Origin of the sequence: Pseudomonas veronii, from assembly GCF_002028325.1 — a bacterium.
Lineage (GTDB): Bacteria > Pseudomonadota > Gammaproteobacteria > Pseudomonadales > Pseudomonadaceae > Aquipseudomonas > Aquipseudomonas veronii.
The window spans coordinates 1,127,199-1,151,488 of record NZ_CP018420.1; the positions used below are offsets into that span (position 1 = coordinate 1,127,199).

Below are 24,290 nucleotides of genomic sequence, written 5' to 3' on the forward strand. Positions count from 1 at the left end.
GACCCCGCCTTAATGTGTGGTCGCCAACGCGGGCGTTGGTGTGGGCCGGTGGAAAAACCGCTCAAGGTACAAGTATATGATCGGCGTGGTGAACAGCGTCAGCGCCTGGCTCACCAGCAAGCCGCCGACCACCGCGATCCCCAGCGGTTGGCGCAACTCGGCACCGGGGCCTGCGCCGAGCATCAGCGGCACGGCGCCGAGCAGGGCGGCGAGGGTGGTCATGATGATCGGCCGGAACCGCGTGACGCAGGCTTCGTAGATCGCTTCCTCCGGCGGCAGGCCTCTGACCCGCTGCGCTTCGAGGGCGAAGTCGATCATCAGGATGCCGTTCTTCTTCACGATGCCGATCAGCAACACCAGGCCGATCAAGGCCATGATCGAAAAGTCCTGGCCCAGCAGCCACAACATGATCAACGCGCCCAAGCCAGCCGAGGGCAGGGTGGAAATGATCGTCAGCGGGTGGACGAAACTTTCGTACAACACGCCGAGAATGATGTACACCGCCACCAGCGCCGCGAGGATCAGCCACGGCTGGCTGGCCAATGAACTCTGGAACGCCTGGGCCGCGCCCTGGAAGTTGCCGAGGATGGTGGCCGGCATGCCGATTTCGTTCTTGGCCTGGTTGAGCATGATCACCGCATCCCCCAACGCCACGCCGGGCGCCAGGTTGAACGACAGGTTGGCCGCCGGGAACATGCCGTCATGGCTGATGGACAGCGGGCCCACGCTGGGCGGGTCGACCTTGGCCAGGGCCGACAACGGCACCATCTCGTTGGTCAGCGGCGAGCGCAGGTAGAAGTAATTGAGGCTTTCGGCTTTGCCGCGTTGCTGGGTGTCGAGTTCCAGCACCACTTGGTATTGGTTGATTTCGGTCTGGAACTCGTTGATCTGGCGCTGGCCGAATGCGTCGTACAACGCCTGGTCGACATCGGTGGCGGTCAGGCCGAAGCGCGCGGCGGCCTGACGGTCGATGCTGATGTGGGTGATGCTGCCGCCCAGTTGCAGGTCGTTGGACAGGTCGCGAAACGCCGGGTTGGCGCGCAGTTTTTCGGTGAGGCGCTGGGTCCAGGTATTCAGTGTCGCGCCGTCGTTGCTCTTGAGCACGTACTGGTACTGGGCGCGGCTGGGGCCGGAGCTGAGGTTGATGTCCTGGCCGGCGCGCAGGTACAGCACGATGCCCGGCACCTTCGCCAGTTTCGAGCGGATGCGGTCGATGAACTGGCTGGCGGACACGTCGCGATCGCCGCGGTCTTTCAAGGCGATCCAGAAACGGCCGTTGGCGATGGTCTGGTTGCTGCCGGTGACGCCCACCGAATGGGAAAACGTTGCCACTGCCGGGTCAGCCTTGATGATCTCGGCCAGGGCCTTGTGCTTGGCGACCATGTCCGGGAACGACACATCGGCCGCCGCTTCGCTGGTGCCAAGCACGAAGCCGGTGTCCTGCACCGGGAAAAAGCCCTTGGGGATGAACACATAGCCGACCACCGCCAGCGCCAGCGTGACCACGAAGATCGCCAGCATGCTGCGTTGATGGACCAGGGCGCGGCGCAGGTTGCGCGCATAGCCGGCCAGCAGGCGTTCGCTGAAACCGGGCTTGGCCTGGGCCGGATGGGTCGGGGCGCGCATGAACAGCGCCGCCAGGGTCGGCGCCAGGGTCAGCGAAACCACCACCGAAATCAGGATGGTCGAGGTCGCCGTCAGCGCGAATTCCTTGAACAAGCGCCCGACCACGCCGCCCATGAACAGCAGCGGAATGAACGCCGCCACCAGCGAGAAGCTGATGGACACCACGGTAAAGCCAATCTCGCCGGCGCCCTTGATCGCCGCTTCACGCTTGCCCAGCCCGGCTTCGAGATGGCGGTGAATGTTCTCCACCACCACGATCGCATCGTCCACCACAAAGCCCACGGCGATGACGATCGCCACCAGGGTCAGGTTGTTCAGGCTGAAGCCCATCAGGTACATCAGGGCGAAGCTGGCGATCAGCGACACCCCGAGCACGCTCGACACAATCAACGTCGCCGACAGCTGGCGCAGGAACAACGCCATCACCGCCACCACCAGCAGCACGGCGATCAGCAGGGTCACTTCCACTTCATGCAGGGAGGCGCGGATGGTCTTGGTGCGGTCGCTCAACACGCTGACCTGCACCGACGCCGGCAGCATGGCCTGCAGGCGCGGCAGTTGCGCTTGAATGCGGTCGACGGTCTCGACGATGTTCGCGCCGGGCTGGCGCGAGATCACCAGGTTGACCCCCGGGGTGTCGCCGGACCAGGCTTGTACGTAGGCGTTTTCCGAGCCGTTGATGACTTTAGCGATATCGCGCAGTTGAACCGGCGCGCCATTCTTGTAGGACACGATCAGTTGGGCGTAGTCCCCGGGCTGAAACAGCTGGTCGTTGGTCGACAGCGTCGACACGCTGTTCTCCCCGTAGATCGCGCCTTTGGCCAGGTTCAGGCTCGACTGCTGGATCGCCACGCGGATGTCGGCCAGGGTCAGGCCGATGGCCGCGAGCTTATCGGGCGAAGCCTGCACGCGAATCGCCGGACGTTGCTGGCCGGTGATGTTGATCTGGCCGACGCCGTCGATCTGGCTGATCTGCCGTGCCAGCAGGGTTTCCACGTAATCACTCAGCTCGGTGCTGGGCATGCTGTCGGAACTGACGCTGAGGATCAGCACCGGGCTGTCTGCCGGGTTGACCTTCTTCCAGGTCGGCAGGGTCGGCATATCCCTGGGTAACTTGCCGGAAGCGGTGTTGATCGCCGCCTGGACTTCCTGGGCGGCGGTGTCGATGCTCTTGTTCAGGGTGAATTGCAGGGTCAAGAGGCTGGAGCCCAAGGCGCTGCTGGAGGTCATCTGGGTCATGCCGGGGATGGCGCTGAATTGCACCTCCAGCGGCGTGGCCACCGAAGAAGCCATGGTGTCCGGGCTGGCGCCGGGCAGTTGCGCGCTGACCTGGATTGTCGGAAATTCCGCTTCCGGCAGCGGGGCGATGGCCAGTTGCGGGAAGGCAATCAGCCCGAGCAACACCAGGGCGAAGGTCAGCAGCAGGGTCGCGACCGGGTGGTCGACGCACCACGCCGACGGCGAGCGGCTGGCGTTCATGGTTGCACCTTGGCGTCGACGGTCTGGATCACTTGCGGCGGTTCTTTGAGCACGTCGACCCGAGCGCCGGCCTTGAGCCGCGACTGGCCATCGCTGACCAGCACATCACCGGCCTGTACGCCTTTGATGAGCGTCACGTCGCTGTTCTGGTAGGTGACCTGCACCGGCACCACCTCCACCTTGTCGCCGTTGACCCGGTACACAAAGTGCGCGTCCAGGCCGCGTTGCACCACGGTCGGCGGCACCACCAGGGCGTTTTTGTCGAGGCCGGTCTGGATCTTGATGGTCACCAGTTGCCCCGGCCACAGGCGCTGCGTGGCGTTATTGAACTCGGCCTTGGCGCGCAGGGTGCCGGTGGTGGAACTGATCTGGTTGTCGATCAGGCTCAGGTGGCCTTCACCGAGCAGGTCGCCGGTCTGGCCGTCGGTGTCGGCGCCCAGGTAGGCGTCGACGCTGGCTGGGGTAGGGGCCGCGATCAGGCTTTGCAGAGTGGGCAGCATCTGTTGCGGCAGGGAAAATTCGACGGCAATCGGGTCGATCTGCGTCACCGAGAACAGCCCCTGGGCATCGCTCGTGCGCAGGAAGTTGCCTTCATCCACCGTGCGAATCCCTACGCGGCCGCTGACCGGTGAGCGAATCTGAGTGTAGGAAAGCTGCACCTTTGCCGCATCGATCGCCGCCTGATTGCCCTGGACGGTGGCATTGAGTTGGTTGACCAACGCCTGTTGCTGGTCATAGGTCTGCTTGGACACGCCGTCGTCGACACTCAATGCCTTGTAGCGCTTGAGGTTGATCAGCGCGACTTGCAACTGCGCCTGGTTTTCCGCCAACAGCGCCTTGGCCTGCTCGAGGCTGGCGCGGATCGAGCGGTCATCGATGGTCGCCAACAGGTCCCCGGCCTTGACCTGCTGGCCTTCCTTGACCAGCAATCGGGTGAGGATGCCGTCGACCTGTGGGCGGATCACCACGCTGTGCAACGACAGCACCGTCCCAATGCCGCTGACGAAACGCGGGATGTCCTGTTGCGCCACGCTCACCACCCGTACCGGGATCGCTGTCGGCGCCGCCAGTTTGGGTTTGGCCGGCCGCGTCAGGGCCCAGGCTGCAATCGCCAGCACCACGAGGACTCCGACGATCAGCGCGGTTTTTCGTTGAATTTGCATGGAAGTGAGGTGCCAGGGCAGAGGAACGGAAGAGTGAGGTGTCTTTATAGCCCGTCAACCCGGTCAGCAAGGTGACTGCTAACTGACAGCGCTGTCAGTAAACGCCGACCATTCGTACAGGCGGTGGTTAAAGATCCTGAGGGCGCAGGTATACTGCGCGCCAGTGTGGCCCGCAAGCTGGCCCCGCATCAATTTTTGCCTGCTCCGGAGCTTCCATGACTTCCCCGACACATCCCCCTGTTGAAGCGGCCGACCTCGTCGATCCGGCCAGCGCTGAAAGCGTTGAAAAAACCGAGATCCCGGCGTTCAAGTTTCCGTTCAAGCCGGGTGAACTGGCCGGGGCCAAGAATGCCGCCCAGCCGTGGTACAAGAACGGCGCCAAGAACGGGCATACCAAGTCCCCAGGCATGGCGCCGCCGGGCACCCGTCGCTCGATGGGTAAACGCTGAGAATAATAAGTCGCACGCTGTGTCGACTATTGCCTACAACGTCTGCTGAAATTTCTGATTGTAGGGCCACGACCGTTTCTTGAAAGCTTGCACAGCCTCCGTGCCGCCCCGGCGTTTTCCGTCGGCGCGGGAGGGTGAGGTTGGACTTTCCGGAAAAGGACGTTTCCTGTGGCTCTGATACACATTTGTGCCGTGCTCGCGTTATTGCTGGCGGCCGATAGCGTTGCCGCCGGTGAGTCGCCACGGCGCGAAATCCGTTTCGCCGTCGCTGCGCAATTCTCGCCTTTCCAGAGCCGTAACCCGCAAGGCCAGTTGGTCGGCCTGAACATCGACCTGGGTAACGCCCTGTGCGTGCAGTTGAATGTGCGTTGCACCTGGGTCGACCAGGTGCTGGTGGAAAACTTCCCGGCCCTGGAGGCCCGGCAGTTCGACGCAATCATGGGCATGGCGCCCACGTCGATGCGTCGGCGCTGGGTCAACTTCACCGATGAGCTGTATCCGTTCACCACGCGCCTGGTCGCCCGCAGAACATCCGGCCTGCTGCCGACCGTGCGGTCGCTCAAGGGCAAGCGTGTCGGGGTGTTGCTGGGCAGTAATCGCGAAGCCTTCGCCCGAGCGCGGTGGGCGCCCAAGGGCGTTATCGTCAAGAGCTTCTGGCTCAATGACGAACTGATTCGCAGCCTGGTGGCGGGGGATATCGATGCGACCCTGCAAGGCACCGTGGAAATCCGTGAGGTGTTGCTCGATACCGTCGATGGCCAGGACTTTGACTTCCTCGGCCCCGCGATTTCGGCCGAACTCCTGGGCAGCGGCGTGGCGATCGCGGTGCGCAAGCCCGATACCGCCTTGCGCAATGCCCTCAACTGCGCCCTTGAACAACTGATGCAAAGCGGCGAATACCAACGGATCATTCAGCCCTACCGCCTGGATGCCGTTTCCGTCGCGCCCAACGACTAGGCGGCGCGCAGCGGGATAAACGCATAGTTGGCCGGCACCTCGGTGGCAAGCTGTGCCCCCGCGTCCAGCAACTGTTCGGCGATGTCCATCGCGGACACATGAAACACCCACTCATTCGCCACGCCGGGCTGGCTCGCCGCCAGCTCGATCGCCTGGGTAAAGGCATCCATCTGCGGCAGGTACGCCGTAAAGCCATCGCCCTTGAGCGCCGTGGTGCGAATCCCCAACAGGGTACACACCGCCTCTTTGGTCTGCACATCGTCGCGGTCGGCCTGGCGCGAGCGGCGGATCAGTTCAGCCAGTTCCGCGTCCATCAACTCGCCGCCGGCAATCAATACCGGGCCCTGTTCCCACGACTCCGGCGGGCATTCCTTGGCGGCAGGGTTCAACGGGATGTGCGGGTTGATCTCCATCGGATAGATGCGGCAGACCAACGGTCGGCGTTCATAGATGCGGCACAGGTTGTCTTCGTCAAGATTCCGGCAGCGTCCGGGGTTGTAGGCGGCAAAAGTGATGGCCACGAATGCCTGGGTCGTGCCGCTGGGCACCATCGCCGAACGGCGTTCGGCATGTTCGCGTTGTTGCAGTGGCAGGCCCAGGCCGTTGCCGAGAAAACCTTCCACCAGAACGATCACGCTGCCGCCGTCAGCCGCCCACTGGCGGGCTTCTGCGAGGGTCAGGGGGACATGGTGGTCGGTGCAGCATTTGCCACAACCGACGCAGGAAAAATGAGTGTTCATGGCAGATCTGTCACCAGGCTAGGTCAGAGGGCTCGCGCGAACGGTGACGGGTTTTCACCTCTTTTCAACGTTCGGGAGCACTGAAAGCAAGTTGTGCGCCAGTGCCCGTCAGTCTTCGCTGACCACATCGCGCAGCACGAACACCATGCCCGCGCTTTCATAGAGTTTCCGGGCGCGTCGGTTGCTTTCCAGGACCTTGAGGTCCACGTAGGGTTCGCCGCGCTGCTTGAACACCTGGAAGGCGTGCAGCAACAAGGCGCGGCCCAGCCCCTGGCCCTGGGCGCAGGGGTGTACAGACAGGTTCTTGATGAAGGCGCTGGTCCAGCACTGGGCCACGCCGAGGATGCCCTCGGCATTGCTCGCCACCAGGCACAGCGTGGGGTCGAACTCGGCATCGGTCACGAACTGCCGCTGCCAGGTTTGCAGGTCGGCGACGTGGCCGCCGCCTTGCGCCTGGGTCATGCGCAACACCGCGTGAATCGCTGGGGCCCATGCGTCGCGGTAGTGATCCAACTGCGTACCGGCCGGCCACTGCGGCGCGGGCAGGTCGCGGGTGAGGTCGCGGCGTAGCAGTTGGAAATACTCGGCCACCGCTTACAGGCCCTTTTGCGCCACGGTCTGGGCGGCCACCACCAGGCATTTGGTCAGTTCGGGCGAGGAGAATTTGGTCAGCACCGCGTCGGCCCCGGCCACGCGCGCTTTTTCGCTGTTCATCGCGCTGTCCAGGGAGGTGTGCAACAGCACGTAAAGGTCCTGGAAGTCCGGGGTTTCGCGCAGGGTGCGGGTGAGGGCGTAACCGTCCATTTCGGACATTTCGATGTCCGACACCACCACATTGATCTGCTCGACGGTGCCCTGCAGTTCCAGCAGCACGTCGATCGCTTCCTTGGCGCTGCGTGCGGTGTGGCAGGTCAGACCGAGGTTGCGCAGGGTGTGTACTGATTGTTGCAGGGCGACCTGGCTGTCATCCACCACCAGGATTCGCGCGTTGCCCAACACTTCGGCCTCTTCCATGGTCAAGTCGGTCGGCGCCATTTCAATCGGTGCCGGGGCGATGCCGTGGATGACTTTTTCGATGTCCAGCACCTGCACCAGCCCGCCTTCCACCTGGGTGACCCCGGTGATAAACGAGCGATTGCCGCCGGCACCGAAGGGCGGCGGGCGGATATCGGTGGTCAGGCAATGCACGATCTTGCTCACCGCCTGCACATGCAGGCCCTGCTTGGAGCGGCTGACATCGGTGACGATCAGGCAGCCGCCGTCCGGGTCTTCCAACGGCATTTCGCCGAGGGCGCGGCTCAGGTCGATCACCGACAGCGAGGTGCCGCGCAGCATGGCGATACCTTTGACGTGCGGATGGGACTCCGGCAGCTTGGTCAGCGGCGGGCACGGAATGATTTCGCTGACTTTCAGCAGGTTAATGGCCATCAACTTGCCGCTGCGCAAGGTAAAGAGCAGAAGCGAGAGTGAGTCTGCGCGGGCTTTAGACGTGGACATAAAAACCTTCTGTGGATCAGGGTTGATCATCTATGGAGGGTTATCGACTTCATCGGCCCAGGCTTTAGGGGAATGGGCCGATGAAGTTGACTTATCTCAGCCCTTCCATACCTGCGGGTTGACCAGATCCTGCGGGCGGTGGCCGAGCAGGGCGCTGCGCAGGTTGTCGAGGGCGCGGTTGGCCATGGCTGTGCGGGTTTCATGGGTCGCCGAGCCGATGTGCGGCAGGGTCACCGCATTGCTCAGTTGGAACAGTGGCGACTCGGCCAGCGGTTCCTTTTCATACACGTCCAGCCCCGCCCCGCGAATACGCTGGGTTTGCAGGGCTTCGATCAGCGCCGGTTCGTCGACCACCGGGCCGCGGGAAATATTGATCAGGATCGCGCTGGATTTCATCAGCCCCAGCTCGCGATGACTGATCAGGTGCCGGGTCTTTTCGCTCAACGGCACCACCAGGCAGACGAAGTCCGCTTCGGCGAGTAACTGATCCAGGCTGCAGAACTGTGCGCCCAGTTCCTGCTCCAGTGCGGGCTTGCGGCTGTTGCCGCTGTACACAATCGGCATATTGAAGCCCAGGCGCCCGCGCCGGGCCACGGCGGCGCCGATATTGCCCATGCCGACGATGCCCAGTGTCTTGCCATGCACGTCGCAGCCGAACAACGACGCGCCCACGCTGGCTTTCCACTCGCCGGCCTTGGTCCAAGCGTCCAGCTCGGCCACCCGGCGTGCGCTGCTCATCAGCAGGGCGAAGGCGAGGTCGGCGGTGCTTTCGGTGAGGACGTCGGGGGTGTTGGTGAGCATGACCCCGCGTTCGTTGAAGTAGGCCACGTCATAGTTGTCATAGCCCACCGAGATGCTGGACACCACTTCCAGCCGGCTCGCGCCTTCGAGTTGCGCGCGGCCCAGCTTGCGCCCCACGCCGATCAGGCCGTGGGCATGGGGCAGGGCTTCATTGAACTGTGCATTGATGTCGCCCAGCTTGGGGTTGGGGACGATCACCTCGAAATCCTGTTGCAGGCGTTCGATCATTTCCGGGGTGATACGGCTGAAGGCGAGGACAGTCTTTTTCATTGCAGGCGGGCTCATCGACTACGGAAGAATGCCAAGCAAGCTAACATTCCTGCCGGCAATTGTCAGGACACCGTTGAACCTCTGTGGGAAGGGGCTTGCCCCCGATAGCAGTGTGTCAGCCAATACATGCATGACTTCACTACCGCTATCGGGGGCAAGCCCCCTCCCACATTTTTGACCGAGTCCAGCTTCCAGGCTCAGGTTGGTTATAAGGCCGCTCCCAAGAGCAAGAGCCAAATGAGTTCTATCTGATCCATGGAGATCCAAATGTAGGAGGGGGCAAGCCCCCTCCTACATTTTTGACCGAGTCCAGCTTCCAGGCTCAGGTTGGTTATAAGGCCGCTCCTAAGAGCAAGAGCCAAATGAGTTCTATCTGATCCATGGAGATCCAAATGTGGGAGGGGGCTTGCCCCCGATAGCAGTGTGTCAGCCAATACATGCATGACTTCATTACCGCTATCGGGGGCAAGCCCCCTCCTACATTTTTGACCGAGTCCAGCTTCCAGGCTCAGGTTGGTTATAAGGCCGCTCCTAAGAGCAAGAGCCAAATGAGTTCTATCTGATCCATGGAGATCCAAGTGTGGGAGGGGGCTTGCCCCCGATAGCAGTGTGTCAGCCAATACATGCATGACTTCACTACCGCTATCGGGGGCAAGCCCCCTCCCACATTTTTGACCGAGTCCAGCTTCCAGGCTCAGATTGGTTATAAGGCCGCTCCCAAGAGCAAGAGCCAAATGAGTTCTATCTGATCCATGGAGATCCAAATGTGGGAGGGGGCTTGCCCCCGATAGCAGTGTGTCAGCCAATACATGCATGACTTCATTACCGCTATCGGGAGCAAGCCCCCTCCCACATTGGATCGCTATCGTCTGGCAGAAATCAGTTCGCCATCCGCACGCCGCCCAGGCTGCCGCTCAACTCATACGCGACCAATTCCGCCTGGTGCGCCGCGAGAATTTCCGGCAGCGAACCGCGCAGGTATTCCACCCAGGTCTTGATCTTCGCATCCAGGTACTGGCGCGATGGGTAAATGGCGTACAGGTTCAGTTCCTGGGAGCGATAGTTGGGCATCACCCGCACCAGCGTGCCGTTGCGCAGGCCTTCGATGGCGGCGTACACCGGCAACAGGCCGACGCCCATGCCGCTGGTGATGGCGGTTTTCATCGCATCGGCCGAGTTCACCAGGAACGGCGATGTGTTGATCGCGACACTTTCCTGGCCGTCAGGGCCGTTGAAGCTCCATTTATCCAGCAGGACCACCGGGCTGACCAGGCGCAGGCAGGCGTGGTTGAGCAGATCGTGGGGCCGTTGCGCGCAGCCTTTGGCTTTGACGTAGTCCGGCGAGGCGCAGGCGATGCTGTAGGTGATGCCCAGACGCTGGGACACGAAGCCCGAGTCCGGCAGTTCGCTGGCCAGCACGATGGACACGTCGTAGCCTTCATCGAGCAAGTCCGGCACGCGGTTGGCCAGGGTCAGGTCGAAGGTCACGTCCGGGTGAGTGCGGCGGTAGCGGGCAATGGCGTCGATGACGAAATGCTGGCCGATACCGGTCATGGTATGCACTTTCAACTGGCCGGCGGGGCGCGCGTGGGCGTCGCTGGCTTCGGCCTCGGCTTCTTCGACGTAGGCCAGGATTTGCTCGCAGCGTAATAAATAGCGTTTACCCGCCTCCGTGAGTGCAATGCGGCGGGTAGTGCGGTTGAGCAAGCGGGTTTGCAGATGGGCCTCCAGGTTGGAGACCGCGCGCGAAATGTTGGCGGTGGTGGTGTCCAGCTGTGCGGCGGCGGCGGTGAAGCTGCCGGCTTCGGCCACAGAACTGAAGGCGCGCATGTTTTGCAAAGTGTCCATGGGGTGTTCTCAAGGGAGATAGCAAATTGTGACAGAAAGTTACGTAGACCAGTGATCCCTACGAAGGGATTATCGCCTGAACGGTAATAAAGATTCACAGGAATACCAGCTTATCGTCATTCCCCTCGCGTCCTAGAATTACACCACCTACCCTGCATCACCCACCTCAGGAATTCGCAGCAGTGCCGCGTCGCATCAGCAGAGAGCTGAAGACTCTCAGTGTTTGGGCCTTATCGTTAGCAATCAGCGGCTGCATCGGAACCGGAGGAATCGCCCCCCAAGACCAGGCCCTCAGCGCCAATACCCTGGCCACCGACGAGGCGATCCAGAGCGCCGCCCGGGACGCCCGCTGGCCCACCGCGCAATGGTGGCAGGCCTATGGCGATCCCCAGCTCAACCGCTGGGTCGAACTCGCGACCCACGACAGCCCGAGCCTGGCCATGGCTGCCGCGCGTGTGCGTGAAGCGCGGGCCATGGCCGGGATTGTCGAGTCGGCCGAGTCGTTGCAGATCAACAGCGACACCACCCTCAAGCGCCACAACTGGCCGAACGACCAGTTCTACGGCCCGGGTGCATTGAGCGGTTCCAACACCTGGGACAACAATACGTCCCTGGGCTTCAGCTACGCCCTCGACCTGTGGGGCCGCGAAAGCAACGCCACCGAGCGTGCCGTCGACCTGGCGCACATGAGCGTGGCCGAAGCACGCCAGGCCCAGCTCGAACTGCAGAACAACGTAGTGCGCGCCTATATCCAGCTGTCGTTGCATTACGCCAACCGCGACATCGTCGCGGCCACGCTGGCCCAGCAACAGCAGATTCTCGACCTGGCGAATAAACGCCTGAACGCGGGCATTGGCACGCATTTCGATGTGAGCCAGGCCGAAACCCCGTTGCCCGAGACCCATCGCCAACTCGATGCCCTGGACGAAGAGATCGCCCTGAGCCGCAACCAGTTGGCGGCGTTGGCGGGTAAAGGCCCGGGCGAGGGCGCGCGACTGCAACGTCCGACCTTGTCCCTCGGCGCGCCGCTGAAATTGCCGTCCAGCCTGCCCGCGCAATTGCTCGGCCAGCGCCCGGACGTGGTCGCCAGCCGTTGGCAGGTGGCAGCGCAGGCGCGTGGCATCGATGTCGCGCACGCCGGTTTCTACCCCAACGTCGATCTGGTCGGCAGCCTCGGCTACATGGCCACCGGCGGCGGCATGCTGGGTTTTCTGGCCGGCAAGAAATTCAACTACAACGTCGGTCCGGCCATCACCCTGCCGATCTTCGACGGCGGCCGCCTGCGTTCGCAGCTGGGTGAAGCCAGCGCCGGCTATGACATCGCCGTGGCGCATTACAACCAGACCCTGGTCAACGCGCTCAAGGGCATCAGCGACCAGTTGATCCGCCGCGAATCCATGGACAAGCAAAAGGGCTTCGCCGCAGAGTCGGTGGCCTCGGCGCAGAAAACCTACGACATCGCGATGATCGCCTACCAGCGCGGCCTTACCGATTACCTCAATGTGCTGAACGCCCAGACCCTGTTGTTCCGCCAGCAGCAAGTCGAGCAGCAGGTGCAGGCCGCGCGTCTGACGGCCCACGCCGACCTGGTGACCGCCCTGGGCGGCGGGCTGGGCGCCGGCAACGATGTTCCGCAAGACACCAAGACTGTCCCGAGCAAGACCCCGGCGGCGCTCGCCGTGTTCGATCACTGAGTAGGATTTGATGACTCCCTTGCCTGCACCGCTGCGCTGGCTGTATTCCCTTGAGTGGCGCCGTGGCTTTTTCGACTGGGCACGCAGTGACGGCGTGACCTGGGTGTACATCTTCAAGGTGCTGATCGCTGCGTTCGCTACGCTGTGGCTGGCCATGCGCCTGGAACTGCCGCAACCGCGCACCGCGATGATCACCGTGTTTATCGTGATGCAACCCCAGAGCGGCCAGGTGTTCGCCAAGAGCTTCTATCGCTTCCTCGGCACCTTGGCCGGGTCGGCGGTGATGGTGTTCCTGATCGCCTTGTTTGCGCAGAACACCGAGCTGTTCCTCGGCTCGCTGGCGATCTGGGTGGGGATCTGCACCGCTGGCGCCACGCGCAACCGCAACTTTCGCGCCTATGGCTTCGTGCTCGCCGGTTACACCGCTGCGATGGTCGGCCTGCCGTCCCTGGCCCACCCGGACGGAGCGTTCATGGCGGCCGTGTGGCGGGTGCTGGAAATTTCCCTGGGGATTCTGGTCTCCACGCTGGTCAGCGCGGCGATCCTGCCGCAGACCTCCAGTGCGGCGATGCGCAACGCGCTGTACCAGCGCTTTGGCGTATTCGCGCTGTTCGTCACCGACGGCCTGCGTGGGCGCAGCCAGCGCGAAACCTTCGAAAGCACCAACGTGCGCTTTATCGCCGAAGCCGTGGGCCTGGAAGGCCTGCGCAGCATCACCGTGTTCGAAGACCCGCACATGCGTCGGCGCAACGGCCGGCTCAGTCGCCTCAACAGCGAATTCATGAGCATCACCACGCGCTTCAACGCCTTGCACCAGTTGCTCGAACGCCTGCGTGCCGATGCCGCGGACCACGTTGTCGCCGAAATCAAACCGGGCTTGCAGGACTTGGCCGAGGTACTCGACGGGTTCTCCGGCCGCGCCCTCACCAGCCCCGACGCGGCGCGGCTGGTCAACCAGTTGAGCGTCTACAAGGACGGCTTGCCCGCCAAGGTCCGCAGCCTGCGAGCGATCTTCCAGCAAGGCAACCCGAGCGAAGACGAGCAGTTGGACTTTCATACCGCCTACGAGCTGCTCTACCGCTTCGTCGACGACCTGCACAACTACGCACAGACCCACGCCTCCCTGGCCGATCACAGCCATGCGCGGGAACAGTGGGACGAAACCTTCATCCCCAAAACCAACTGGCTGGCCTGCGTGGCCTCGGGGGTGCGGGCGTCGTTCATCCTGATCGTGCTCGGCAGCTACTGGGTGGCGACCGCCTGGCCGAGCGGCGCGACCATGACCATGATCGCCGCCGCCACCGTCGGCCTGTCCGCCGCCACACCGAACCCCAAACGCATGGCGTTCCAGATGGCGTGCGGCACCCTGATTGGGGCGCTGGTGGGCTTCGTCGAAATGTTTTTCGTGTTTCCCTGGATCGACGGCTTCCCGCTGCTGTGCGTGATGCTCGCGCCGGTGATCATCCTCGGCGCCTTCCTCGCTTCACGCCCGCAATACGCCGGGGTCGGCGTGGGCCTGCTGATCTTTTTCAGCACCGGTTCGGTGCCGGACAACCTCACGGTCTACAACCCCTACAACTTTATCAACGACTACATCGCGATGATCATCGGCATGCTGGTATGCGCGGCGGCGGGGGCGATCATCCTGCCGCCCAACAGCCGCTGGCTGTGGCGCCGCCTGGAACAGGACCTGCGCGAGCAAGTGGTGTACGCGATCAGCGGCAAGCTCAAGGGCCTGGCGTCGAGTTTCGAAAGCCGCACCCGCGACCTGCTGCACCAGGCCTACGGCCTCGCTGTCGGCCAGCCGCAAGTGCAACGCAACCTGCTGCGCTGGATGTTCGTGGTGCTTGAAGTCGGCCATGCGATCATCGAGTTGCGCAAGGAACAGGCGATCCTGCCGATCCACCCGGCCTACGCCGAATCCCAGCCCTGGCGCCAGGCGATCCGCGTGATGGGCCGCTCACTGGTGCGCCTGTTCCTGCAACCCAGCGCCAGCAACCTGGAGCGCGGGCTGATTGCCGTCGACCATGCGATCAGCCGCGTGCAGGCGACCGACGAACCCTTCGCGCCGCACTTCGATACCTCGGCCCTGCGCCGGGTGAAAAGCTACCTGCACTTCATCCGCACTTCGCTGCTGGACCCGCAATCGCCACTGGCGGCCTACAAGCCCCAAGGCGCGCTTATGTTGAAAGGAGCTGGGCATGCCTCGTGAAATCGCGTTCCACGGCATTTACATGCCGACCGTGACCCTGATGTTTTTGATCGCGGCGGGGTTGGCCTGGGCGCTGGACCGCTTCCTGGGGGGGTTCGATCTGTACCGTTTTTTCTGGCACCCGGCGTTGCTGCGCCTGAGCCTGTTCGTTTGCCTGTTCGGCGCCCTGGCGCTGACCGTCTACCGTTGAGAATGCCCCGATGAAAAAGTTTTTCAGCCTGCTCGCGACCTTGCTGGTTCTGGCTCTGGCGATCTGGATTGGCCGCACGCTGTGGGTGCATTACATGGAAACCCCCTGGACCCGCGATGGCCGCGTGCGTGCCGACATCATCAATGTCGCCGCCGACGTCACCGGCGAAGTGGTCAACGTGCCGGTGCGTGACAACCAGTTGGTGAAAAAGGGCGACCTGCTGATGCAGATCGACCCCGAACACTACCGCCTCGCCGTCAAACAGGCACAAGCCCTTGTCGCTTCGCGCAAAGCCACCTGGGAAATGCGCAAGGACAACGCCCACCGCCGCGCCGACCTCGACGCGCTGGTGATCTCCAGGGAAAACCGCGACGACGCCGGCAACGTCGCCGACTCGGCCCTCGCCGACTACCAGCACGCCCAGGCACAACTGGAAGCCGCCGAACTGAACTTGAAACGCACGCAAGTGGTGGCGGCTGTCGACGGCTACGTCACCAACCTCAACGTGCATCGCGGTGACTACGCGCGCATCGGCGAAGCCAAGATGGCCGTGGTCGATATGAACTCGTTCTGGGTCTATGGCTTCTTCGAAGAAACCAAACTGCCCCACGTCAAGGTCGGCGATAAGGCCGATATGCAGTTGATGAGCGGCGAAACCCTCAAGGGCCATGTGGAAAGCATCTCTCGCGGCATCTACGACCGCGATAACCCCGAGAGCCGCGAACTGATCGCCGACGTGAACCCGACCTTCAACTGGGTGCGCTTGGCCCAGCGCGTGCCGGTGCGGATTCATATCGATGAAGTGCCCGAAGGCGTGTTGTTGGCGGCGGGGATTACCTGCACGGTGATTGTCGACTCTATCCAGCACTGAACCTCTGTCGGGCTGGGCGGGTCGTGACGATTACCTACGGCCCAAACCGCACCAGCAGGCGCTGCCCCACGCGCAGAGACGGCGGCGCCGGCTGATCGAACGCCAATATGCATTCAACGGTACGCGTATTGGCCCTGACCAAGGCGTCGTCTTCCAGGGTGCTGTTGCCCAGTACCGCGCTGATCCGCACCACATGGGCGGTCAGCGCCACTGAACCATCGGCGCTGTCATCGGTGACTTCGGCCTTCATCCCGGGGCGCACCGCACCGGTAAATGACTCGTTGAGCTCAGCCCTTACGATACGCGCCTGGTTCGGCAACAAAACGAAAGCCGGCCCGGACTGTGCAGACACTGCGGCACCGGGTTGAATCAGGCGCCGAACCACCTCGGCGTCGACCGGCGCACGCAGGCTGCGTTGCGCCAGTTCGTAGCGTGCCGCCGTCAGCTTTCTCGCGGCGACTTCGGCGTCTGTCTGAGTCTTTTCAATCTCGTCGCGCAAGCGCTCGGCGGCCTCGTGGGCCCCATCGGCACTCTGGCTGTCGCCGGCGCCTGCCTTGGCGGCGGCGGTCAGGCGGCTGGCCTGCTGCTCGGCGAACTTGAGCTGCCTTGCCAACTGTTTGGCTTGGATCTGCACTTGGCGTTGCTCGGTCAGTGCGGCGGCGACGGCCAGTTGCGCCAGTTCACTGTCCAGGGTGGCGAGCAGTTGGCCTTTCTTGACCTGCTCGCCTTCCGTCACCTTGATCTCGGCGACTACGCCGTCGCGACTCGCGCCGAGCTTGAGCAAACCGCCTTCCACATCGATACGGCCGCGCGCGACGGCCAGGTAGGTTGGCGCCGTTGACGTCGGCGTGGAAGGCGCATCTTCACGGGAGCAGGCGCTCAGCAATACAAGTGCGGTACTCAGAAGCAGCCAAGAGCGAAGCGGGCGCGCGTTCATACAGAGTGTTCCTGGGTTCCGACCATAGCGGCCGGTTGGAAGGGAAGGGATTGATCGTTCAAAATGCGGCCGTCTTCTATGGTCAGCACGCGGTCGCAATTACTGATCAGGCGCGGATCGTGGCTGACGCACAGCACCGTGGTGCCACGCGTGCGGGCGATGCGGTGCAAAATATCGATCACGATCTGGCCGTTGGCTGCATCGAGGGCGCTGGTCGGTTCGTCGGCGAACAACAACTCGGGGGCCTTTGCCACGGCGCGTGCAATCGCTACGCGCTGCTTTTCGCCGCCGGACAATTCGGCCGGGCGCAGTTGCATGCGCGAGCCCAGCCCGACGTCCTCCAGCGCCTCAATGGCGCGTGCTCGGACTTCCGTGCTCGGCAGCCCCAGGTAGCTCAAGGGCAGCTCGACCTGTTGCTGCGCAGTCAACGCCGGAAACAGGTTGAACCCCTGGAATACGAAGCCGGTGTGGCGCAGGCGAAAATTCTCCAGGGCCCGCGTGTCGAGGCTTGAAAGGTTGTGCCCCAGGGCCGATGCGCTGCCGCGGTCGGGCTGCTGCAGGCCGCTGAGGATCGCCAGTAGCGTGCTTTTGCCACAGCCGGACGGGCCTGAGATCAGGGTCAGTTCGCCGGGCCGTATCGCCAGGGTAATGTCATGCAGCACTGGGGTTACGACCCGCCCCGAGGTGAACGATTTACTGATACTGCTGGCTTGCAGCGTGAAGGGTGTGGCGGATGTCAGGAGACTCATGGCAGTGCTATCTCAGAAGGCTGGCCGGGTCGGCGTGGCGTAAGGTGCGGATGGCCGCCAGGCCCGACACGAGTGCCAGGAGCATGCTCAGGCACAGGCAGGCGAGGGCCGCGACGGGCGAAAGCTGCACCGGCACGTTGTAGTGCGCCGCCAGGGCGAAGAACAGGCCGGCGAGCACCGAACTGCCCAGCAGCCCCAGTGCCCCGACCCAGAAAGCCTGCTCCATGACCACTTTGCGCAGGGCATTCACGCCGACGCCAAGGGCGTTCAAGGTGGCGTACTCGCGGATGGAACCGACGACCGCGGCGACCAGCGTCTGGCTGGTGATGACCGCGCCCACCAGGAACACAATCGCGGCCAGAAACAGCACGCCGGCACCGGCACCGGTGTCGAACATCCAATACATCTGCGAGCGCTGGGCGAACTGTTGTGCGGTCCATACCGAGTAGTTGCCGAACGCAGGGCCGTTGCTCAGGCGCGCGGCAACCGCACCGGCCTGAGCGGGATCGCGCACTTTGGCCACCAGGTAGGTGATGCGGTCTGCTGCGGTGGTGGTGTCGAGCTGCCGGGCGGTGGCCAGCGACGCCAGCACATTGACCCCGCCCAGCGCGCGCAGGCCGCTGGTGACGCCCACCACGCGCACACGTTGCCCGTTGATGGTCGCGGCGTCCCCCAGGTTCACGCCCAGGGTGCTCAGATCGGCGCGGTCGACGATCACCGCACCGGGCTCGGCCAGGCGGGCGCGCAGTGCCGTCGGCAGGGCGCGCGCAAACATCAGGCCGTCTGGCCCGGCGTCGATGCCGCTGACAAACACCGACACGCCACCGGTATCTCGCGCACCGCGCCAATCGGCGTCGACCCAGCGAAACGACTCGACACGCAGGACATCGGCGTCCATGCGCAGGCGCATTTCCACGCCGGCATCGATCGGTCTCCCGAGGTTGACGCTTTGCGTGCCGGGGTAACCGACCCAGAGGTCCGCCGTAGAGCCGGTGATATAGACGCTGGCACTGCCGAAAATACCCAGCACCAGCGCAGCCTGAAGCAACTGCAGCAGCCCCGCGAAGCCTACGGCAATCATAGCGGGCAGGAAGCGCCGCCATTCGTGGATCAGTGTCAGACGGGCAAGCGCCACCATCAGTCAGCATCCTTCACTGTCGGGTTCGGTAACGGTGCGCCGCCCAGGGCTTTATAAAGCGCGATGTAGGCGATGTCCCGTTCGGTGCTGGCGCTGTCGGCCTGTCGCATGGCTTGCAGTGCCTGCACGTGGGCGCTCGTCAGCTCCAGTGGGCTCATGAGCCCCAGGCGCTCGCGTTGTTGCAAGGCCTCCAGGCGCGTCTGCGTCGCCTTATGGGCCTGGCGCGAGGCGTGCTCGCGCAGGCGCGTTTGTTCGAGGTCGCCCAGGGCGATTTCGGCTTCGGCAACGCCTTGCAACACCGCCTGGCGATAAGTCAGAACCGCTGCCTGCAACAGGTGGTCTTTCGCGCGGGCAGTGGCGATACGTTGGCCCCAATCGAACAACGGGATGCTGATCCCCGGCCCGGCCGAGAAAATACTGTTGCCGCTGGGCGTGCGCTTGCGGTTGCTGGCAATGTTCAGCGACCACTGCAACGAAGCGCCCAGGCTGAGATGCGGGTAGATATCGGCGCGGCTCATCCCCAACTCCCCGGCGGCCACAAGAACCTCGGCCTCGGCGCTGGCAATTTCCGGGCGTGTGCGCAGCAGGTCCGCCGGCACGTTGTTGAGTTGCCACTGGCCGAGCGTGGGCTGCGGTCCGGGCTGCAGCCAGCGCGGGTCGGGCTCCGGCCGACCCGACAACAGCGCCAACTGCTGGGCATGGCGGTGGATCCGTTGTTGCGGCCCGCTCAGCTGCATCTCGGCTCGCGCCAGTTCCGCCTCGGCGCCCGCCACGTCAGCGTGCGGCGCCAGGGCAAGTTGCTCGCGCACACGCAGCAGCGCCAGTTTTTCCTGCTGAGCGTCACGAATGGCCGTCAGCGCGCGTTCGGCGTGTTGCGCCGAACGCAGCTCAACCCAATGCCGGGTGACTTCGGCGACCAGCGACACCTGGACGCTGCGCAAGTCGGCGGCCACCAGCGCCTGGTTGCCCTCGGCGATGCGATCCGCGCTCTGCCTGGCGCCGAACAGTGGCAGTTCCCATTGCGCATCGAAGCCGATCAGGAAGTACGAACTGCTGGTGTCGGGGCTTATCGCGTCGTGGGTCTTGATCCCGAGCGAGGGCAGATAGGGCGCTTGGGAATGTTGGCTCAGCACACGCGCAGCCCGCAGGCGCTCGACTGCGGCGGCGACGTCGAGGTTGTTGTGCAATGCCTGATCCACCAGGGTATCGAGTTCAGGATCATTGAAGGCGTGCCACCACCGATTGAGGTCGGGCTTGGCCGGCGCCAGTGGGGACGGTGCATTGCGCCATGCCTCTGGCGCGGGCGGTTTCAACGCGGGCAGAGGTGCGACCGAACAGCCTGTCACCGCAGTTAACCCCAGTGACAGTGTGAGCAGCGTCCGACAGGCGCGCGATTTGTTTAAAGGCTTGATAGGGGTCACCCAAGAGGTACCGGAACGGCTGTGTCGAATCGACGCGAACAGCGATCAACGACAAGCTAGGTATGAGGTCTGAGCGTGTTGAGTCAGAAGTCAGCGCGTCACTCTAGCGAGAGTGTCCGTTCAGTTCTGTAGCGAAATTGTATTGCCGCCAATGAGCGGGGGACTCAGGGCGATGGGCTGTGCGCGCAAGCGGGGGGAGGCTTGCGCGCATACTGGCGGGGTGTTGCCTGGCGGTTCAGGCCTGGCAGTACGTCTCGTGCAAATGGCGCCACAGCAGTGCGCCGCTGGCCTGTTTCTCGAAGACCACCGTGGCGCGGCGATCGGTCTGGGTGCCGCTGTCGTCGATCTGATGTTCGCGGTAACTGACGACGGCGCCGCGGGCATGCCGGTCAATGCCGCTCAGTTCGCTCAAGGTGATCTTCAACCCTGGCCGCTGGCCGCCCAGGCGGGTGAACAGGTAATTGACCCCAGCGGCGTTCATGCGTGTGCCGGTGGAGGGCGCAATCATGCTGAACTCCGGCGAGAAGCGCGCGAGCAGCCTTTGCAGCGTGCCTTCAGGCGCCACCCCGGCGAACCATTGTTCGATCTCGACGTGGGTCTGGATCACTTCCTCGAAAAAGTCGCTGTAGTCGATCATTTATAAACTCCTATTCAAACCAAAGCGTCGCTTCAATACGTTTTCCAACAACCCTTTGGGCAGTAACGCCGCCATCAACGGCAGTGCCCGACTGCCATTGCCCGCGCGCAATAAGCGGGGCGGTGTCGGTTGTTGCACGGCGTTCAGGACCTGGCTGGCAAATCGGCTGGCCGGTGTCGGGTTGTCCTGGGAGGCCCGGGAGCGCGCGCGGATGCCTTCGCGCAACGGCCACCACGGCGATTGTTCGTTGATCAACAGCTCCGCCTGGGCCCCGGCGTTTTTCGCAAAGCGGGTATCGATTGCGCCCGGTTGCACTTCCATCACCCGCACGCCAAACGGCGCCAGTTCCATGCGCAGGGCATCGCTCAAGGCATGCACGGCGGCTTTGGAGGCGCAGTAGGCGCCAGCGAATGGTGTCACCAGCACCCCGGAAACGCTGCCGATATTCACCACCAGGCCTTTGCCGCGACGCAGCGCGGGGAAGAACGCCTGGGTCACTCCGACGATGGAAAACACGTTGGTTTCGAACTGACACTGCAGCGCCTCGGTGCCGCCATCGAGCAACGGGCCCATGGCGCCGTAGCCGGCGTTGTTGACCAGCACATCCAGCTCGCCCCACTGCTCGGCCAGGTGCTGCAAGGCGGCGCTGTCGTTGACGTCCAGTTGCACCGCGTTGAAGCCGGCGGCGGACAAGCGGGCGACGTCTTCCGGTTGGCGGGCGCTGGCCCACACGTCGAAGCCGGCGGATTTGAAGGCCTCGGCCAAGGCGCGCCCGATGCCGCTGGAGCAACCGGTGATGAGTACGTTGGGCATGGATCGGTCCTTTGTCAGTCCGAGAAGCTGCCTTGCAAATGCTCGGCGCGAAATTCCAGGGTTTGCGGGCGGTAGCCAGGGCGCAACGGCGGGGTGGGCAGGCAGTCGTCCCAGGTGGCGCCGGCCTGCAACTCGCCGGGGCCGCGATAGCGTGGGGCAGCATAGACGTTGTCGGCCAGGTTGACCGTATCGCCCGGCGCATAGGCAGCGACGCGCCAGCGCAGTTCGGTCAGCGGTACGTCGTTGCCGTTGTTCAGGGTCAGCTTCAGTGGGCGGTCGGCCGGGCAGTCCTGCGGGGCGTAGACAATGCGCAGCTCCAGGCGCGCCAGTTGCGACGCTTCACGATTGTCCAGCCACACCACCCATACGCCCACCAGCCCCAGGCCCACAGCGGCGGCCAGCGATACGGGCAGGGCTTTGGCCGGATAGCGCAGCAGCAGGACCAGCCAGGTGATGATCAGGAGAACGCCGAAGAACATGGAGACCACCTCGAATAGGGAACGAGCATCCTAACTTAAGCGTAGGTGGGATTGGCTACCTTGAGTGCTGCGGTGGCCGGGCGGGGCTCATCGGGGGCAAGCCCCCTCCCACCTTTGATCTGTGAATACATTCAAATGTGGGAGGGGGCTTGCCCCCGATGAGGCCCTCACAGCCAGCACAAATCCCAAACAAAAAGCCCCCACCCACCTTTGATCTGTGAATACATTCAAATGTGGGAGGGGGCTTGCCCCCGATGAGGCCCTCACAGCCAGTACAAATCCCAAACAAAAAGCCCCCACCCACCTTTGATCTGTGAATACATTCAAATGTGGGAGGGGGCTTGCCCCCGATGAGGCCCTCACAGCCAGCACAAATCCCAAACAAAAAGCCCCCACCCACCTTTGATCTGTGAATACATTCAAATGTGGGAGGGGGCTTGCCCCCGATGAGGCCCTCACAACCAGCGCAAATCCCAAACAAAAAGCCCCCGATGAGGCCCTCACAACCAGCGCAAATCCCAAACAAAAAGCCCCCACCCACCTTTGATCTGTGAATACATTCAAATGTGGGAGGGGGCTTGCCCCCGATGAGGCCCTCACAACCAGCGCAAATCCCAAACAAAAAGCCCCCACCCAAGCCACTGCGGATAGGGGACGCAATGACCTGGGCGAGGGCTTCTTTTACGACTGTTTTACTGCGCGATCGTTTTCACCGACACGCCACGTTCCACCGGCGTCGAGCGACCATAGATATCCTCAAACCGCTCGATATCGTCTTCGCCCAAATAGCTGCCCGATTGCACTTCGATGATCTCCAGCGGGATCTTGCCCGGGTTGCGCAAGCGGTGTACCGAGGCGATCGGGATGTAGGTGGACTGGTTCTCGCAGAGCAGGAACACGTTCTCGTCACAGGTGACTTCGGCGGTGCCGCTGACCACGATCCAGTGTTCGGCGCGGTGGTGGTGCATCTGCAGCGACAGGCACGCGCCCGGCTTGACTGAGATGTGCTTGACCTGGAAGCGCCCGCCCATGTCGACCGAGTCGTAGGAGCCCCACGGACGGTAGACTTCGCAGTGGTTCTGGGTTTCGCTGCGCCCTTGTTCGTTGAGGGTGGCGACCATCTGCTTGACGCCCTGGACCTTGTCCTTGTGGGCAATCATCATCGCGTCCTTGGTTTCCACCACCACGATGTTTTCCAGGCCGATCACCGACACCAGCTTGCCGTTGCCGTGGATCATGCAGTTCTTGCTGTCCTGGATCACCACGTCGCCCTTGGTGACGTTGCCGTTGATGTCCTTATCGTTGACCGCCCACAGCGACGCCCAGCAACCCACGTCGCTCCAGCCCGCGCTCAGCGGCACCACGCAGGCGCGCTGGGTTTTTTCCATCACCGCGTAGTCGATGGAATTGTCCGGGCAGCAGGCGAAGGTGGCTTCGTCGAAGGTCACGGTGTCGGCGGTCTGCTCGCTGCGTTCGAGGGTCAGCACGCAGGTGTCGTAGATGTCCGGGTCGTGTTTTTTCAGCTCTTCGAGGAAGCGGCTGGCGCGGAACAGGAACATGCCGCTGTTCCAGAAGTAGCCGCCGCTTTTGACGAACTCGACGGCGCGTTTTTCATCGGGTTTTTCCACGAACTGTTGCACGCGGCTCACGCCTTCGGGCAGCAGCGAATCGTTGGCGGACTTGATGTAGCCATAACCGGTTTCCGGACGGGTCGCCGGCACGCCGAACAGCACCATCTCGCCACGCTCGGCGGCCACAGTGGCCAGGGCCAGGGCGCGTTGCAGGGCTTTCTGGTCGTCGATCACGTGGTCGGCGGGTAGCACCAGCATCAGCTCGTCGCGGCCTTCATTGACCAGCATCATCGCGGTCAGCGCCACGGCTGGCGCGGTGTTGCGGCCGAAGGGTTCCATCAGGATGCGCTGGGCTTCCAGCTTGCGCACGCTCAGTTGCTCGTTGACGATGAACCGATGGTCTTTGTTGCAGACCACGATTGGGGTGTCCATGCCATCGAATACCAGGCGCTCCAGGGTTTGCTGGAACAGCGTGTGCTCGCCGGTCAGGGCCAGGAACTGTTTAGGAAACTGTTTGCGCGAAAGCGGCCAAAGACGTGAGCCGCTACCACCGGAAAGGATTACTGGGATCATGCTGTTTCTCCTTGAATCGATTTGGGTCAGAGCTACGAAGGTTTGTCGTTCCACTCTTGTTTTTGTCTCGGTCCGAACTGACGCCTCTGCCCTCTGTAGGAGCGAGCTTGCTCGCGAAGAACTCCCCGACACCGCGTACATCCAGAATGCCCGCGTTATCGTTGGCGATTTTCGC

General features: G+C 63.2%; 20 protein-coding genes and 1 pseudogene. 6 read left to right on the forward strand and 15 right to left on the reverse strand.

Going from position 1 to position 24,290, the window contains the following annotated elements; translation table 11 throughout:
* Positions 1–9: 9 nt before the first annotated feature.
* A complete protein-coding gene (locus PverR02_RS05165; protein ID WP_079442882.1) occupies positions 10–3,105 on the reverse strand; it encodes a multidrug efflux RND transporter permease subunit in 3,096 nt (1,031 codons plus the stop codon).
* Positions 3,102–4,268: an efflux RND transporter periplasmic adaptor subunit gene (locus PverR02_RS05170; RefSeq protein ID WP_046384646.1), complete on the reverse strand. Its 1,167-nt coding sequence runs from the start codon at positions 4,266–4,268 to the stop codon at positions 3,102–3,104. Before PverR02_RS05170 ends, PverR02_RS05165 begins: the two co-directional genes overlap by 4 nt.
* Positions 4,269–4,483: 215 nt before the next feature.
* Between PverR02_RS05170 and PverR02_RS05175 the strand changes: the two genes are divergently transcribed.
* Together PverR02_RS05175 and PverR02_RS05180 are read left to right on the forward strand one after the other, a co-directional pair.
* Positions 4,484–4,717 carry a hypothetical protein gene (locus PverR02_RS05175; protein ID WP_017845915.1) on the forward strand — a complete coding sequence of 78 codons (234 nt, stop codon included), beginning with the start codon at positions 4,484–4,486 and terminating at the stop codon, positions 4,715–4,717.
* A gap of 168 nt (positions 4,718–4,885) precedes the next feature.
* Positions 4,886–5,674: a transporter substrate-binding domain-containing protein gene (locus PverR02_RS05180; protein ID WP_046384645.1), complete on the forward strand. Its 789-nt coding sequence runs from the start codon at positions 4,886–4,888 to the stop codon at positions 5,672–5,674.
* On the opposite strand, the gene PverR02_RS05185 is transcribed toward PverR02_RS05180, so the two are convergent.
* From PverR02_RS05185 to PverR02_RS05205, 5 genes are all read right to left on the reverse strand, one after another.
* Positions 5,671–6,414: a YkgJ family cysteine cluster protein gene (locus PverR02_RS05185; RefSeq protein WP_017845913.1), complete on the reverse strand. Its 744-nt coding sequence runs from the start codon at positions 6,412–6,414 to the stop codon at positions 5,671–5,673. The two genes, PverR02_RS05180 and PverR02_RS05185, sit on opposite strands and share 4 nt — an antisense overlap.
* Before the next feature lie 108 nt (positions 6,415–6,522).
* A complete protein-coding gene (locus PverR02_RS05190; protein ID WP_079442883.1) occupies positions 6,523–7,005 on the reverse strand; it encodes a GNAT family N-acetyltransferase in 483 nt (160 codons plus the stop codon).
* Positions 7,006–7,008: 3 nt separating this feature from the next.
* On the reverse strand, positions 7,009–7,911 hold the full coding sequence (locus PverR02_RS05195; protein ID WP_017845911.1) for a chemotaxis protein: 903 nt from the start codon (positions 7,909–7,911) through the stop codon (positions 7,009–7,011).
* A gap of 96 nt (positions 7,912–8,007) precedes the next feature.
* Positions 8,008–8,982 carry a 2-hydroxyacid dehydrogenase gene (locus PverR02_RS05200; RefSeq protein WP_079442884.1) on the reverse strand — a complete coding sequence of 325 codons (975 nt, stop codon included), beginning with the start codon at positions 8,980–8,982 and terminating at the stop codon, positions 8,008–8,010.
* 879 nt (positions 8,983–9,861) lie between these two features.
* Positions 9,862–10,830: a LysR family transcriptional regulator gene (locus PverR02_RS05205; RefSeq protein WP_017845908.1), complete on the reverse strand. Its 969-nt coding sequence runs from the start codon at positions 10,828–10,830 to the stop codon at positions 9,862–9,864.
* 182 nt (positions 10,831–11,012) lie between these two features.
* Between PverR02_RS05205 and PverR02_RS05210 the strand changes: the two genes are divergently transcribed.
* From PverR02_RS05210 to PverR02_RS05225, 4 genes are read left to right on the forward strand one after another with little or no spacing between them, the layout of a single operon-like run.
* Positions 11,013–12,524, forward strand: a complete 1,512-nt coding sequence (locus PverR02_RS05210) for an efflux transporter outer membrane subunit (protein ID WP_079442885.1) — start codon at positions 11,013–11,015, stop codon at positions 12,522–12,524.
* Positions 12,525–12,534: 10 nt separating this feature from the next.
* Positions 12,535–14,736, forward strand: a complete 2,202-nt coding sequence (locus tag PverR02_RS05215; protein ID WP_079442886.1) for an FUSC family protein — start codon at positions 12,535–12,537, stop codon at positions 14,734–14,736.
* Complete coding sequence (locus PverR02_RS05220; protein WP_017845905.1) at positions 14,726–14,926, forward strand: DUF1656 domain-containing protein; 201 nt, start codon at positions 14,726–14,728, stop codon at positions 14,924–14,926. The genes PverR02_RS05215 and PverR02_RS05220 overlap by 11 nt, the downstream gene beginning before the upstream one ends.
* 10 nt (positions 14,927–14,936) lie before the next feature.
* Positions 14,937–15,797, forward strand: coding sequence for an efflux RND transporter periplasmic adaptor subunit (locus PverR02_RS05225; protein WP_046484565.1), 861 nt, complete (start codon positions 14,937–14,939; stop codon positions 15,795–15,797).
* 34 nt (positions 15,798–15,831) lie between these two features.
* On the opposite strand, the gene PverR02_RS05230 is transcribed toward PverR02_RS05225, so the two are convergent.
* From PverR02_RS05230 to PverR02_RS05265, 8 genes and pseudogenes are all read right to left on the reverse strand, one after another.
* The gene (locus tag PverR02_RS05230; protein ID WP_017845903.1) at positions 15,832–16,734 is read right to left on the reverse strand and encodes an HlyD family secretion protein; all 903 of its coding nucleotides are present in this window, start codon (positions 16,732–16,734) and stop codon (positions 15,832–15,834) included.
* Positions 16,731–17,381, reverse strand: a pseudogene (locus tag PverR02_RS05235) (ABC transporter ATP-binding protein); the annotation flags it as partial. The gene PverR02_RS05230 and the pseudogene PverR02_RS05235, both read right to left, overlap by 4 nt.
* Before the next feature lie 109 nt (positions 17,382–17,490).
* On the reverse strand, positions 17,491–18,621 hold the full coding sequence (locus PverR02_RS05240) for an ABC transporter permease (protein WP_046384635.1): 1,131 nt from the start codon (positions 18,619–18,621) through the stop codon (positions 17,491–17,493).
* Positions 18,621–19,967, reverse strand: coding sequence for an efflux transporter outer membrane subunit (locus PverR02_RS05245; protein ID WP_256823249.1), 1,347 nt, complete (start codon positions 19,965–19,967; stop codon positions 18,621–18,623). Before PverR02_RS05245 ends, PverR02_RS05240 begins: the two co-directional genes overlap by 1 nt.
* Positions 19,968–20,277: 310 nt before the next feature.
* Positions 20,278–20,679, reverse strand: a complete 402-nt coding sequence (locus PverR02_RS05250) for a hypothetical protein (RefSeq protein ID WP_017845899.1) — start codon at positions 20,677–20,679, stop codon at positions 20,278–20,280.
* On the reverse strand, positions 20,680–21,492 hold the full coding sequence (locus tag PverR02_RS05255; RefSeq protein WP_017845898.1) for an SDR family oxidoreductase: 813 nt from the start codon (positions 21,490–21,492) through the stop codon (positions 20,680–20,682).
* 14 nt (positions 21,493–21,506) lie between these two features.
* Positions 21,507–21,971: a hypothetical protein gene (locus PverR02_RS05260; protein WP_017845897.1), complete on the reverse strand. Its 465-nt coding sequence runs from the start codon at positions 21,969–21,971 to the stop codon at positions 21,507–21,509.
* Between the two features lie 692 nt (positions 21,972–22,663).
* Entirely contained in the window at positions 22,664–24,115 is a 1,452-nt protein-coding gene (locus tag PverR02_RS05265) for a mannose-1-phosphate guanylyltransferase/mannose-6-phosphate isomerase (protein ID WP_079442889.1), read from the reverse strand.
* Between the last annotated feature and the right edge of the window lie 175 nt (positions 24,116–24,290).